This window comes from Peribacillus sp. P4_C12 (assembly GCF_056402095.1).
In genome coordinates this window covers 105575-119426 of the sequence record NZ_JBFUIB010000002.1, presented here as the reverse complement: position 1 = coordinate 119426, position 13852 = coordinate 105575, and the positions used below count along the sequence as shown (strand labels likewise).

General features: G+C 36.6%; 13 protein-coding genes. 3 read left to right on the top strand and 10 right to left on the bottom strand.

All coding sequences use genetic code 11. The features are described 5' to 3' along the window. Positions 1 to 492: 492 nt before the first annotated feature. A complete protein-coding gene (locus AC1DUW_RS01620) occupies positions 493 to 993 on the bottom strand; it encodes a DinB family protein (RefSeq protein ID WP_141993533.1) in 501 nt (166 codons plus the stop codon). A 1242-nt stretch (positions 994 to 2235) separates the two neighbouring features. Between AC1DUW_RS01620 and AC1DUW_RS01615 the strand changes: the two genes are divergently transcribed. Beyond that, positions 2236 to 2472: a COG4315 family predicted lipoprotein gene (locus AC1DUW_RS01615; RefSeq protein WP_477641883.1), complete on the top strand. Its 237-nt coding sequence runs from the start codon at positions 2236 to 2238 to the stop codon at positions 2470 to 2472. A 185-nt stretch (positions 2473 to 2657) separates the two neighbouring features. After that, positions 2658 to 3161 carry a hypothetical protein gene (locus tag AC1DUW_RS01610; protein ID WP_477641879.1) on the top strand — a complete coding sequence of 168 codons (504 nt, stop codon included), beginning with the start codon at positions 2658 to 2660 and terminating at the stop codon, positions 3159 to 3161. Positions 3162 to 3562: 401 nt separating this feature from the next. Here AC1DUW_RS01610 and AC1DUW_RS01605 read toward each other — a convergent pair whose 3' ends face one another. After that, positions 3563 to 4117, bottom strand: coding sequence for a GNAT family N-acetyltransferase (locus AC1DUW_RS01605; RefSeq protein WP_063236547.1), 555 nt, complete (start codon positions 4115 to 4117; stop codon positions 3563 to 3565). A gap of 472 nt (positions 4118 to 4589) precedes the next feature. On the opposite strand from AC1DUW_RS01605, the gene AC1DUW_RS01600 reads away from it, so the two are divergent. Beyond that, complete coding sequence (locus AC1DUW_RS01600; protein ID WP_477641878.1) at positions 4590 to 5423, top strand: glycerophosphodiester phosphodiesterase; 834 nt, start codon at positions 4590 to 4592, stop codon at positions 5421 to 5423. A gap of 1082 nt (positions 5424 to 6505) precedes the next feature. Here the strand turns inward: AC1DUW_RS01600 and AC1DUW_RS01595 are convergent. The 8 genes from AC1DUW_RS01595 to AC1DUW_RS01560 form a co-directional block, all read right to left on the bottom strand. Then, complete coding sequence (locus AC1DUW_RS01595) at positions 6506 to 6988, bottom strand: hypothetical protein (protein WP_098177445.1); 483 nt, start codon at positions 6986 to 6988, stop codon at positions 6506 to 6508. A 403-nt stretch (positions 6989 to 7391) separates the two neighbouring features. Beyond that, positions 7392 to 8234: a conjugal transfer protein TrbL family protein gene (locus tag AC1DUW_RS01590; RefSeq protein ID WP_477641877.1), complete on the bottom strand. Its 843-nt coding sequence runs from the start codon at positions 8232 to 8234 to the stop codon at positions 7392 to 7394. 13 nt (positions 8235 to 8247) lie between these two features. Beyond that, on the bottom strand, positions 8248 to 8739 hold the full coding sequence (locus AC1DUW_RS01585) for a hypothetical protein (RefSeq protein ID WP_477641876.1): 492 nt from the start codon (positions 8737 to 8739) through the stop codon (positions 8248 to 8250). A gap of 1 nt (position 8740) precedes the next feature. Next, positions 8741 to 10330: a VirD4-like conjugal transfer protein, CD1115 family gene (locus AC1DUW_RS01580; protein ID WP_477641875.1), complete on the bottom strand. Its 1590-nt coding sequence runs from the start codon at positions 10328 to 10330 to the stop codon at positions 8741 to 8743. A 1-nt stretch (position 10331) separates the two neighbouring features. Continuing rightward, entirely contained in the window at positions 10332 to 10766 is a 435-nt protein-coding gene (locus tag AC1DUW_RS01575) for a hypothetical protein (protein ID WP_477641874.1), read from the bottom strand. A gap of 62 nt (positions 10767 to 10828) precedes the next feature. Further along, the gene (locus tag AC1DUW_RS01570; RefSeq protein WP_477641873.1) at positions 10829 to 11425 is read right to left on the bottom strand and encodes a hypothetical protein; all 597 of its coding nucleotides are present in this window, start codon (positions 11423 to 11425) and stop codon (positions 10829 to 10831) included. A gap of 12 nt (positions 11426 to 11437) precedes the next feature. Continuing rightward, the gene (locus tag AC1DUW_RS01565; RefSeq protein ID WP_477641872.1) at positions 11438 to 12490 is read right to left on the bottom strand and encodes a bifunctional lytic transglycosylase/C40 family peptidase; all 1053 of its coding nucleotides are present in this window, start codon (positions 12488 to 12490) and stop codon (positions 11438 to 11440) included. Then, the gene (locus tag AC1DUW_RS01560; RefSeq protein ID WP_477641871.1) at positions 12491 to 13843 is read right to left on the bottom strand and encodes a type VII secretion protein EssB/YukC; all 1353 of its coding nucleotides are present in this window, start codon (positions 13841 to 13843) and stop codon (positions 12491 to 12493) included. Between the last annotated feature and the right edge of the window lie 9 nt (positions 13844 to 13852).

Here is a 13852-nt window from a genome sequence, read left to right as displayed (position 1 = left end):
GGACTACTTTAAGGGGACTTAAAAAATTGTCGATGCAAGCGATGCTTACTTTCGCTGCCATTAATTTAAAGAAGATGGCCAATTGGACATGGCAAGGTCCAAAAATGGCCTAACAGAGTGGGCTCGTAGAGCCCCAATATCTTAACCTTGGACCAAAATTCAAAGGGAATTTCAAAAGGGGTTCGGAATTTTATAATTCCGAACCCCTTTTGTCTACAAACTGAGCGATTCTTATTAAAGAATCGCGCCTTTTTCTTGAATAAACAAGAAGCTCATATTAGCCGGTATTGTGGAGGCAATTAACTTATTTTTGCTGGTAATGTTAAATATCATAGAAGAGTGAGATTACTCTGGATCAACAATTGTTTGATTAAAGTTATTCGTTAGCTCAAAGAAAGATCTGTGTAAACATCTCTCGATCCTCAACTAACGTCACCTTTTTGAAGAAAAAATGGATTACTCTTCTCTTGCCTATTTATAATGAATAACATTTCAAGAATACCAATAAAAAGCATAATCAGTCATAACTGAAGAATCACCCAACTGATGTAACATAGCTGAAATATTCCCTCTATGATAGGTTCCATGATTCACAACGTGTAAGACCATTTCAGATATACTTGTTTCTCTTAATCCTGCCCATGGATTATCCAACATTATTCTCTTTTCCATATCTTCCTGTCTGTTCAAAAAGGATTTAAACCGAGATGTTAAAGTGTGAAATTCCGTTTCTAAGTCTTCAATGGGCAGTTTCTCAATCTTTTCTTGAATTTGAAATGAAGATTGCATTGCTTCATTCATACTCTGACCCTCTAGGGTATTAAGCCATCCATATTCCACCAAATAGAGATGAGATAAAACCTTTGAAACAGAAGAAAAGACACTTTTCATTTCCTTTTGATATTTCTCAGGAGAAAGTGTCTTAAGATGATCAATAATCCGTTGATTTGCCCATACATGATAGTTATATAGATTTTCTACATGATTTGCCATACAATCGCCTCCTTATCATCACGTTTTTTAATATTCTTTATCAGAATGAATTATTCCTTTAAATATTATTACTTATCTGATGAGATCTTCAACTAAATGGCCCAATTGTTGAACAAAGGTCAAAGCAATCTTCAACTAACCTGCCCCGATAGTTGCATAAGAAAAGCTGCCTTAAAGACAGCTCCGATCTTCAGCTAGTCGAGTAGAAGGGAACCTTTCTACCTTGCGGTAGATTATGTTCCTCCCCCCTCACAGAACCGTGCTTGCGCTATTCACGCACACGGCTCCTCCTAGTTACCATTCACAAAATGTAGCTAATCTCTTAGATTCAGATTTTGCTAATTCTGCTATCCGACTCCCTACACAGCATTTGGTTTCCTTGCTTTTTATCGCTTGTACACCATACTCTTCTAACAAGAAAAGACCGGTAGGGTCTCCCGAGTTGCCGTATCATATCGATGTGTAACGTGCCAAGGTCTCTGACTCCAGAGAGGTTTTATCCATCTTGCCCTTAACGAAAGGTCAAATGTAGCTTTCTGCTGTGCGTAAGGCATCAGCCCTCTCGATTTACTAACATTATGGAGCTCAATCCCTTCAACCATTTGGCTTTCGGCCCGCCACCTAACTGTCTACGCTTAAAGACTAAAGTTACCTTTAGCCCTCCAAGACTCGCTACGAGCGAATGGCTAGTTCTTACWCGACGGGAATCCCACCCGCTATATGATACGACCTAGGCTCGGCCGCACACGCACCTGTTAGTTCGGTTCTGGTGCAAGAACCATTAGGTCTAATAATCGGCCAAAAAGGAGCCATACATGAATTTTCCGTGTATCCATAAAAACACTAGGCTTGCCTAGTACCACAACGTAGTTGGGTCAGTTTTTCCTTATTCTAAATCCTGAAAGTGTCTATCAACATATCAAAATCGTAATTAAAATGGGGCCATTATTCAATTTAAGGGTTCAATCTACACATGAATCGTAAATTTCAAAAAAATAATCAAACCAATATTCTCCTCTATACGTTTATATATAGTGAAGGGAGCAAAACCCCGACTAAAAATTTTCAAAGGGAGGTGGTTGGGAAACCTGAAGCATATTGACAGGCATTCGATTCTCCTGTTCATCTGGATTAAAGGAAACATTTATCAAGAACATAATTTCACAAGGTGAAGAAATGTTAAAACCTTCTCCTTCACTATAATTCAGGATGAGTCAAAAAAGTACAAGCTTAAAATGCTAAATCAGACGAAGTGGGAAAGTATTTAATGGACCAAAAGGAATGACACTTTATTATTTCACAAAAAGTGATTCAAGCGTCAGTAATTGCAAAGGTCAAGATCGTGAAAATTGGCCGCCTTTCCATGCAGATAACATCATCTCCTCTATATGGTTGGACAAAAAAGAGTTTAAAACAATCATAAGAGATGACGGACAAAAGCAAACAACGTATAAAGGGCATCCACTTATTACTTTGTGAAAGATAAGCAGGCCGGTGATATAAATGGTTAAGGCGTAAATAATGTCTTTTGCAAAAACAAAGAATCAGGAACGCTGATAAGTAGCAAAAAAGTTGTTTAAGTTAGAAAACTTGAACACGCAAAAAACCATTCATATTTTTGAACAGATGAAAGATAAAAATAGTATTTCCAGAGGTGGATTAAAATGAAAAAATTTAGTTGTTTTTTAGTGGTGATGATTTTTATACTTTTAATGACAGCTGGCTGCAGCTCTAATGTTAACGATGAAAAAGCCAATGAAGAGCAAACAGAATTAACAGAAGACGGAGCAGACAGTGAACAACCAGAAAAGCAGACTGTGGAAGAAGCAACAGCAACAAGTGAAGACATGCCAGATTTTCTTTCAAGTGGTAGCGAAGAAGTGATCATTTCACTGCTGGAACTAAAGGCCAATATAGAAACAGAGTCTGAAAATACCGAGCAAATCCAAACAACAGGCAAAGACCTTGAAGAAAGTTGGGATTCAATAGAAAAACAAGTAGAGGAACAGCACCCTATAGATTATAAAAACATCGAAGAAAGTCTTTATCCACTCATCGATGAAATAAAAAAGGATCAATCAGATGTGGAAAAAATAAAGCAGTTAACTAATGACACGACAGAAAAAATGAAGGCATTTAAAGAAAAAATAGCATCTGCTTCTTCATAATAGTTATTATGGTGAATTCGAAATCTATACAGAAAACAAGCCCCACCCTTGTTCATCAAAGGGCAGGGCTTTTTTGGTGTGTAGCAGGAATTTGAATGCAACGTTTTGTATACGCATGTTATCTTCAATACACCAAAATGATCTGTTTTACGGCTCGATAAAAAAGCCTTAAGGCTTTTGCTGATTGAATAACTCTTAACGGGCAGGCTGATGCCATAGGTAAAAAGAAGATTAGCTGGGTTTCTTAATTATTTACATCCAATCTAGAACTATTCGGATCCGACTAGTAAAAAAGCGACTGCTCATTATTCCGTAATCGCGCCCTTTAATTGAATAAGAAGGGACTATATTTTATTGAAATTATCGTCAACAAACCTCTTCATTTTATCTGTACAAGAACGCTAAGTTTCCAGGTTAGTAATTTTGCCGAAAAGTAATGCATCATAATACTTATCCTCTATAAAATAGTGGTCTTTTAATCGTCCTTCTAACTCATACCTGTTCTTTTCAAGTATCCGTGCAGAGCCAATATTGGCATGCACTACCATAGCATGGAGCTTATGAAGATTAAGTGATTTAAATGCAAAATCACTTATCAATGCAACAATCTCTGTTCCATACCCCTTATCCCAATGATGTTTATGCAACACATAACCAATTTCAGCTTGGTTTGCTTCTTGGTCAAAATTGAAAATTATGGCTGTTCCTATAATTGCTTGAGTTAATTTTTCAACAATGGAGGAATATAAATGAGTTCCTGCCGACTCACGTTTTAACATTATTTCAATGAACTGACGAGTTTCCTCCAAAGTACTCATCAAATTCCAGCCAATAAATCGTGAAACCTCTTGATCTGACGCATAATGATGTATCTCTTGAACATCCTCTATCCTTAGTGCTTTGAAGTAGATTTTTTCACCCTCTAATGAATGAAATAAAACAGCCTGCTTCTCCATTTTAACCTCCTCTAACTACGCTTTGTTAATGAACCTCCGATGGTAGCGAAAATGTCCCCAATTAAGGTTAAATATCATCAAGTGCAAAGTTAAGTTTAGAAATTATACATCGGCTGGACTTTTGCGAATTCCGTCTTTTATAGAATATATATCCTAGACGTCTATCTATCCGATAGGCGTTTTTTTGTTTGTGTCCTTTGCTTAACCAGTAGATAGTGGGTTAACATACCTCTGCATTATGGGGTGACGTCAGGAAAATCCGTTTTACAAGATTAGCATTTTGATACACGTCTTATGAACATTATGAAATCCTAATTTCACAGTATACTTGATAGGGAATCTTAACCGTAAATCTACAATTGATTAAAGAGGATATTAGACATATAAAACCAATACATTATAAACATATTGCTTCAACATTTCTTTTCTATAATTATAGCTGTATACATATTTTAGATTGGAGATGGAGAACATGAACAAAAAATTATTAGCAGGTGCCGGGGTAGCGTTTACGTTGTTATTCAGTCCACTAAGTCAAGCTTTTGCATCAGAAACAATAACAATAGGAGACTTAAGAAAGGTTGATAATGTTGCCCATCGTGGTGCATCGGCATATGCACCTGAAAATACGATTGCTGCTTATGATAAAGCAGTAAAAATGAAGGCAGATTATATTGAAATTGATGTTCAAAGAAGCAAGGATGGAGAATTAGTACTTATCCATGATACGACAGTTGATCGTACAACGGATGGATCTGGAAAAGTTGGTGATTTCACGTTTGAAGAACTAAGAAGCCTTGATGCAGGCAGCTGGAAAGGTGAGCAATTTGCTGGTGAACAAATCCCAACATTTGATGAGATTCTTGATCGTTACCACGGGAAAATTGGAATATTAATAGAATTAAAGGCTTCAGAGCTTTATCCTGGGATTGAAGAAAGTGTAGCTGAAGAATTAAAAGAACGAAATCTTGATAAACCACAAAATGAAAAAATCATTATCCAATCATTTAACCATAAATCAATGGAAAAAATGAATGATCTCGTTCCTAAAGTTCCAATCGGTGTGTTAACATCTTCAAGAGCTGACACAACAGAACAAGCCTTACAGGAATTTTCAACATATGCCGACTATTTTAATCCAAGCTATGGAATTGTTACTGAAGAATTAGTGAATCAAGTTCACTCTCTTGATATGAAAATTGGATCATGGACAGTACGTAGTCAAGAGGCAGCAGATTTCCTATTAGATATGGGAGTTGACGCAATTATTACGGATTATCCAGATTATGTAGATCCAAGAAACTAATATTTTTGTATAATTATTAGAAAAAAGGTCGATTTCTACAGGAGATTGATCTTTTTTTTGGGTTGAAACCTTCTTAACGTTGGAAATCCCCACTTTCCGGACGTCAATTATGGAATGTATGACCCTATTTATTTGAATCGAGTAGGTAATTATAAGTCTAAATGTAGTTAATTTCGTTGTAGAGCGTTTCTCAGCATTAAATTATTTAAAAAACAGGTGTTTTTGACTGGTAAAAGGTATGTTTTCACTTTCAGTTAGGTTTGGGCTCAGCTTTACATTAGATTTACTTCCTTCTCATGGAGAATTAATTGCTCACCAATTTGATCAGACAGTAAGAATTTATAATGTAATCCAATACAAAGGAGTTCCATCAATTCAGATGACTACCCTTGAGAAATAGTGAGTGCCAGATTAATAAAAGCTTAAAAAGGGTGTCCCAAGATCAGACTTTTTGGACACCCTTTTTAAGTATTTAAATAACTTGTTTTTTAATTCAAAAAACAGCTAAAAGGATCTTCCAGTCGAAGATCCTTTTCAAATAGCTATAATATCTGATTATGTGAACTAGCGTTTTTTCGTTAGTTGAAGAAGAAAAATCAAAAGCATTGTTTTAGAGAGTCTATTTTAAAGAAGTAACAATCAAAAAAGTTCGTAAAAGTGTAGCCCATTCCGGCCAGGTAGATAAACACATATTCTTCTTGTAAGATTTAACTCCCGGTTGATAAACGGATTCAATATTATAAAACAAGAAGGAAAAGAGATTCACGTTTTCAACTAAAACTGTATTTCTAATGCAGTTGGTTGACTGGATTAAGCATTATCAATGTACCCATATTGTCTACTGGAAACCATGTGTGAATTTACTAGATGCTGAAGATATTGAGTTTTTGCCCAACATATGAAGCAGTCTGATAAAACTGATGTTGCAGTATGGCTTGCTAAACTAATAGTTGAACTTACAGAATCCCGTTTAATTATCTAGTGGTGATAGGAGTGCCCTAACATATTTCAGATTATGAAATGGTATTAACCCCCTCCCTTACAGGGAGAATGCTTGATTACCCTAGTAATGACAATAATCTCTAATTTAGTTCTTCTTTTTTCGCCTGGATCATTTCTTTGATTTTTTCTCTAAACTTCTCATTCGTGAAAATATCCTGTGTGGTTGTTATGTGTCGCTTGGCATGTCTAGAGAAATTAGTTGCTGCCAACCACTGACCACAATAAGGACACGGAAGCTGTGCGTCTACTTGCCATTGTGTCGTTACGAATCTATTTGTATTTGAATTACTTCTTTTCGCAACCTTATTGACTACCTTTGTATTCGTATCGACTACATCATCATTCATTTTGTATTCGTCTGTGATTGCTAGTTCACCGGATACACTTTCATTCCCTGTCATTTCACGTTCTACCAGCAGACAAACCGCTTCACTGATAGATAAATTCAGTTCGTCACAGTAACCTTTGAAATCACCGTACAAGCTTTCTGGAATGCGTGCAGTTAATACCTCGGTCTTTTCTCTTCTTCTCCGATTACGTGCGAATTGTTCCAAGTATGTCATCCAATTCCCTCCTAAATCCTCTTAATTGATTTATTCGGTACACATCACCCTACCTCCTTCAACTCATTCTGTATACAAATCGAATCACAATCAAATCATTTTGAAACATTTATATTAGGTCACCTTGTATACTTTTAGATTAGGTTAGATTAGATTAATATATATATTCTAACAAGGTTGTTTCTAAAATAATTAAGAGGTAAACCTCACTAGAGCAACTGATAAATTTGTCTACTAGAATCTATGATGATTGTTCTTTTTGACGCTCATACCGAGTAGTTTTTTTGTTCAAATTACTTATGTATTCCAAAACTAGAACGATGCCACGTTGAATAAGAGAATATGTAATTCAACACCTTTATTCTGAGTGCAAAATAAAAACGACAATTAAGTCGCCTTTTCTCTACCTTTTTAATAAAAATCTTCTAGCTGCTAGTTTTGTTGTCCCACCCATAGCCCCCATCATGCCTCTGCCCGACCCAGATGAATACCACATGTTTCTAAGGACCGAAGGACTCTTAATCAAGAGAATACAGCATCCCATGAGTAATAAAAAATTAAGAAATGTAAGATTTTCATTGATTAATATACTTAAAGCTATTACGAATAAAAAGATTTTGGAAAGAATCGTAACGATTTGACTTAGTAATTCACGCCACCAAACTCCTAAATATTCATTATCATCCGCAATAACCGACACACAAGCAAGCGGACTTAATAAATATAGGAACATCACGTCCGCATGAAATATCGCTACTGAAAATAAGAATGCAATAAACGCTAATGCTAATACAGCCAGCAAGATAAGGAGTGCAGCCCCCTGGAAATGAAGTGTTGAAAAGTTGTTCGGATCTAACATGGTTTCTATTTTCCCTTTACTAACCCTACTCCCACTTTTGATCATCCAGTTTCCCATATTATAAGCGACTTCTTCTAATAAAACCTTCTGAATGAAAGGCATAGCTGGAATCAGTAAAGCACTTTTTAACGTATTTACAATAACTGGTCCGTAGGCAACGGCATCACCTGCCGCATTCCTTGACATAACCTCAATGATCTTATATAAAATGATTGTTACCGCAATTGTCGAGGTTAGAGCAAGCAAAAAATTATTGACTGATGAAAAGAACTGAATTTCTGCATTTTCCTTTAGTAACAGATCATTACACATTAACAGAGCCCATTCAATAAAATCCTCTAGCATCCCCTGAATGGCTTCTACAATCTTTTCCTTAAAATCAAACAAAGTTAATCACCTCTTATTCAGGATCTTGAACGGTTACGATTTTCCAAACGCCTTCCCCCTTTTTCAAGGTAATCAGTGTATGATCAATTTCTAAACGCTCCATATCAAAAACGAATTTCTTTTCAGTTTCATTAAAACTTACATTTTTAATTTTCGCTTCTTGGCTAAATAGCAAGTTTGATTTTGTTTCTCCATTACTAAGATCCTCAGCTTTATTAACAGTCAAAACATAAAGTAACCTCTTTTGATCTTCTTTAGCTAAATCTTTTGAGATAGCAGCAATATTTTTTTCTTTTAACTTCTTCCAAGCGATTATATTTGCTTCATCCCTTGTTTTTGCTTCAGCCACCTTCTCTTGATCCTCAAATGAAGTTAACACACTGTTTATCACTGATGTCGCCTTTTCTTGCTCAACCTTCGGATCAAAGCTTTCACCACCTCCATTACAAGCAGCCAGTAATAGTAGTAAAATGAATATTGGTATAAACAAAGTTATCTTTTTCAACTTAAGATCCCCCTTCTTTTGATGGATTGGTACTAGAAGTAGTATTCATTTGAGAAAAGAAGCTCATGGCCAGTTCTTCTTGTCTTTCAGCCTCTTTTTCGGCTTTTTCGATCTGTTTCTCATGCATTTCAACGTCCGCTTTTTCTAGTGTTTCTTGCCGTTCTGTTGATCTGAAATACTCGTCATATTCCTCTCTTTTCCCTTTTAGCCAAGTCAACACTTCTTGTGATGGTTTATTCTGATAACTTAATTGGCTTACACGTAATGAGCTCGTTACATTTGGAAACAAGACATATTGGTAGGCTTTTTTAACCCTTATTGGGTGTTTTCCAGTGATGATTATGATAGCGTCATCTTTATGCATCGTTAAAATTTCATCAACATTCATCAAGTTTCGTGCTGAATAAGAAAAGCTTGAGGAAGAAGACGAACTGGATGATTGTCCTTTTGATTTTGAAATTGAGCCAGTTTCCATTTTTGCGGTGGTTTTCCCCATTAACTCTGAAAAGTATTTAGCGGTTGTTTCATTGACATTCCCTAAACAGATTTTTGTTCCACAGTTCCCTAAAATAGATTCTGCTTGTTCCCGGCCATACTTCTCTTGTAATTGAGTGATGCTTTGAACGATGGTAAGTACTCCAATTCCGTAGCCCCGGCAGGTTGCCAAGAATTTTTCATAGTCGGGAAACTTCCCTAAGTTCGGAAATTCATCTAAAATAAAAATCACTGGTTGAGGCAGTTTTGCTCTGTTTTGAGCACCTACTTTATATAACTCCTGAAACATTTGGTTAAAAAATAAATTAATTAACCCTTCCCATGTAGAATCCATGACGGGAATAATTACATATAAAGCCATTTTCCTTTTTCCCACATCGCCTAAAAAGAAGTCGGAAAAGCTTGTAAATCGAGAAACCGAACTTGAAGTAAAGTCACCTATCGTCGTAAGTAAAGAAATAATAATATTCGCTCGCGTTTTTTCTTGGGATTTTTTAAATCCTAACTCATATGCTCTTCTAGCTGGATGTGATTTGTCCATTCTTAAAAACTGTCCATCTAGCTCACTTGCTCCGTCTTTACTTGCTTCTGGGTCAAATTCCTGTAAGAAATCTAACAACCCCGTCATGTTTCGTTGTTCGGGCGGTAATTCATGAACGGCGTATAAAATAAGAGCTTTTAATAAACTAAATTGAGCATTGTACCAAAAATCTTTTCGTTTCGGGTCATTTTTAGAAGCTATAATGGCATTCGCTACCGTGGAAGCCTGTATTTCCTCTCTAACGTAATCGAAGGGATTATATCGATCTGAGTATCCCATTTCTGAAAAATTCACCACATGGACTTCATAGCCTTGTCTACGTTTGACTTCGGAAGTTAGTTCATAGACCTCGCCTTTGGGATCCGTTACCACTAAGGAACATTCTTTTTCATGTAACACATTGGGCACAACATACCCTTGAGTTTTGGATGAACCAGGGCCCCCGACTACAAAGTGGTTTCGGTTTGGAAGATTTGAATCCGTTGGCTGCACAATCACTGAATGGTTTAAAACGCCTGCTATGATCCCATTATTTTTCATATAATCGGAAGCCACGTCATTTCTCCCCTTTCGAATCTAGCATACTCGTATCAAGATCCTGCATAAGCTGTTTTGCTGGAACCTCAACCGTCTCACCATGCGTAAATATTTCGTGCTTTTGAGCAAATCTACTTGAACCATGAACACCGTATTTATCTGCTAATTCATATTTACCCTTTCCACCCTTCGCAAAAAAGACCATAAAGACGGCTAATACGATTACAGCTGCACTACCAATGAAGAAAAGTGGATTCTTCTTTTCAATCATGCTTGTAGATGTTCCAATAGGATTCATGAGGTTTTCCGTTACAAAGGCCATAAACGGGGCACCAGATATGTTGGCTTTATGTACCGCAAGAAACGGAAGGATCCCCGCTATGTTGATCACAATCAGTTCAAATATGGCTAATAAAAAGGCCATTAACAACAGGCGTATTCCCATCACTTTCAAAAGGATCCACTCCTTTTTGATTATTTTCAATCTCTGTAAATCAGGCAGAACATTCGATACACTCAGTTCTCTTCAAAAGGTTCGAAGGACCCCATTAACTCTAATTTATCAACTAGCCTTTTCTCTCCATCCAAAGCTATCGTGACCTCATACAGTTGATTTCTCCTTGGGAATGCACTGCCACCTACCGAGTATTGTGTTTCCATCATTACAAGCGCTTTTGCTTGGTCTTTTTCAACAGCACTTAAATAAACATGTAAAGACTTCACTTCATTTTTGAATTCAATTCCCATACTTCCCATTTCTCCTGAAGCTTTTATTTTTGAAATAACGGACTCTGCTAGCCGGTCTTTGACCTGATCAAAACGTGCAGCATAATTTTTGTTATCGTAATTAAATAGTCCTCTAAAAGTTTCATCTACAAAGCTTTTAACCTCTTCACTATGTTCAATTTCATAATAGGTTGCATTCCTTTGAAAGGTATTCAGGTCCTTGTCTTTTTCATTCACTTTACTTTTCAACTGAACCATCTGTTTTTTGGTTTCATTATTTTGATCTTCTGCTTGAGTCATCATGGTCTTTTGACCAACATACATAAATCCTAAAATCATATTAGCCAGGATGGATATTCCTAACAACGTAGCGAAAAATTTATTCAAGGTGTTTTCCTCCTAAAGGGACACTCTACCAAAGCCAGCTAAATGAGATTTCCAGTAAGACGAATGAATGTCATGGATTCCAATACCCGAACCGTTAGAATCAAACATTTTTCCATCTCCTATGTAAATCCCGACATGTGTGATATATTTATCGGTCTCATAAGTTCCAGTAAAATAGATAAAATCACCTGGTTTTGCTTCAGAAGGCGGAATTTTCGACGACACATCATATTGTTCTTGAGCAGTTCGTGGTAACTTTACCCCCGCTTTAGCAAATATCCATTGTGTAAATCCTGAACAATCAAATCCTATATTGGGATCTGAACCTCCCCATACATATGGCCAGCCTACATATTTATTCGCTTCTGAGATAATCGCATTAAATGCTTGTTCCCCTAATGGAGAAACATCTTCACCACCTACAGCAATTCCCGTCGGCATTAGATTTCCCATCACTTTCTCCACATACGTATAGTCTCCATAGCAGTAAGGAGTCCTCCAATCCGAACAACTCCATCCTTGTTTTTCAGTTTGGGTCAATGAGAATTGTTGGGCTAATTCAACTGAATGTTTTTTTCCATTTGAAGAAACAAAACTCAGGTAACCAGAACCGAAATTGTATGACTGAACAATAGCTGGAAAATCCACCCCGTTCTTTTGTCCATCCTCTAACACCGATTTAAAATGTTGAACCCCTAAATTCACGGACATTACCGGATTTTGAATGGCATTAGGCGGTAACCCGACAGATTCGGAGCTCTGCATAATATCCAAGGTTTGTGAGTTTCCTAATTCTTGATACATGAGGGCCAGTAGGAAATCTGTGTATTCCGGTATTCCGTACTTCGTCGTATATTCTTGAACCAGACCCTTCCATTGTTCAATGTGAGGTGGAACATTAGCCGTTCCAAATGGCGAATTAATATATCCCTTTGGTTCCTCTTGAGAGTGGGTTCCAAGTAATAAGCCAGCCATTAATATTAAGGAAAATACGACGCCTATCGTAATTTCCTTCCAGTACCGAACGACAAAAATGGTTCCCTTCACAGCAACTGTTGCGGACACTTAATTAAACCCCAATTTCTTATCAAGTTTATCAAGTTCCGTTTTATATGTTGTGAGCTCCTTATTCTTTGGATCAAGCTGTTCCTTAATATCTTTTGATTTCACGTCTTTCTTTTTCTTGAGATTCTTTATTTGTTGTTCTAAATGAGCCACTTGGTTTTGCAATTCCTTTTTTCTGATCGTAACCTTTAATTCTTTGTTTTTTAACCTATTATTGAGATCATTGGCATCTGTTAAATCCCCATGTTCAGCAAAGGCTTGTCCGATTCGAAGTTGTTGGTCCTTATCCTTTGTAAAAGCCTGCATCGATAGCAAAACACTGTAATCATAGCTTACTATCTTCTTTTCGATATCCAGATAGTCACTTTCTGCTTCCAATCCTAGTATTTCTTCCTTTTTATTCGCTTTATATAAGGCTTCCACACTAGGCTTTATCAAGTTATCGTCTGCCTCTATTGCCTTTTGGTATTCACCTTTTTCAAAGTAAAGATTCGCAAACTCTTTTTTTGAACCACCCGTTTTTTTCAACAAGGAAAGGGCATCATCATATTTGTCTTCACTTACTAGTTTATAAAATGTTGATTTTTGTTCAGCTTTTTCAAGTTCTGTTGCATAAACCGTTTCAGCTTCCTTGACTGCTATTTGTTGAAGAAAAAGAGCCAAAGTAAAGACTGCAGCAGAGATCCCAATAGAAATTCCTGTCAGAACCCTCTTTTGCTTTTTGATTTTTTGTTTTTCCGCTTCTAATCCGAAAAAATGCAGCGTTTCCTCCTCCTGAAGTTTACTCGCAATCAGCTCTTTCAAATCCTCAACGGAGCCAGCATTTTCAATCCGGAAGAAAAATTCATCTTTTTCCTTTTTAAGCAGATTTTCTTTTTCCCGTTTATACTTTTCATAGGAAAAACGGGAAAACATAGATAGGGTTAGAATTTTGTATTGTTCTAGTTTTTCAATATGGCCTTCAAAGGGCAACCATTGATTGCTTCTGTATAGAAACTTTAGTTTTTTCATATCTTTAAAGAAAATGTTTCTTGGGTGGATCAGCACTTTCCCATTAAAATTGTGTAAAGGATCCAATTCTAGCAACTGATTTAATAAAGCAAGCCGTAATACGGTTGAATATGATTTTGCTATTTGTAGAGGTTGGTACCCTTCATCCAATACATAACCAAGAATCAAGCGATCGTTTTCTTTTTTTATATCTTTCAGTGTAAAGAAAAACGGATGTTCTTCCTGAAGTTCTGCAAGGTCCTCTACCCGTTCAGCCAACACCTGATTTGTCGCAATTTCTAAACGATAGTGCCTATTTTTAAGGATGAATAACGTTCCGAGTTCAAATAATTGGATTTTCACTGTTGTCTC

Bases quoted from the DNA above. Each gene is read 5' to 3' on its own strand.
- AC1DUW_RS01595 (WP_098177445.1), bottom strand. From the start codon at position 6,988: ATGACATACTTGGAACAATTCGCACGTAATCGGAGAAGAAGAGAAAAG.
- AC1DUW_RS01620 (WP_141993533.1), bottom strand. From the start codon at position 993: ATGGCAAATCATGTAGAAAATCTATATAACTATCATGTATGGGCAAAT.
- AC1DUW_RS01605 (WP_063236547.1), bottom strand. From the start codon at position 4,117: ATGGAGAAGCAGGCTGTTTTATTTCATTCATTAGAGGGTGAAAAAATC.
- AC1DUW_RS01610 (WP_477641879.1), top strand. From the start codon at position 2,658: ATGAAAAAATTTAGTTGTTTTTTAGTGGTGATGATTTTTATACTTTTA.
- AC1DUW_RS01600 (WP_477641878.1), top strand. From the start codon at position 4,590: ATGAACAAAAAATTATTAGCAGGTGCCGGGGTAGCGTTTACGTTGTTA.